Genomic DNA, 276 nt, shown 5'->3' with positions numbered 1-276 from the left:
AACGAAATCGAAGAATCATTAAAACCGGAAGAGCCAAAGGTGACAGAAGAGCCGAATGTGTTAGAGAAGCCAGAGGTAAAAGACAAACCGGAGATTTTGGTAACACCGATCGAAGAAGAAAATAAAGAAGAAACAACAAACGAAATCGAAGAATCATTAAAACCGGAAGAGCCAAAGGTGACAGAAGAACCGAATGTGTTAGAAAAACCAGAGGTAACAGAAAAACCGGAGATCTTGGTAACACCAGAACAAGAAGAAAATAAAGAAGAAACAACA

The 276-nt window shown here is 38.8% G+C and carries 1 pseudogene; it reads left to right on the top strand.

Features of this window, described 5'->3' with window-relative positions:
* Positions 1 to 276 (top strand): annotated as a pseudogene (locus JTF23_RS27590) (Cna B-type domain-containing protein); the annotation flags it as partial.

Source organism: Bacillus sp. RIT 809 (assembly GCF_016892495.1).
Taxonomy (GTDB): Bacteria; Bacillota; Bacilli; order Bacillales; family Bacillaceae_G; genus Bacillus_A; species Bacillus_A cereus_U.
The sequence above is the reverse complement of the archived record's forward strand: the minus strand, read 5'-3'. Positions and strand labels throughout refer to the sequence as shown.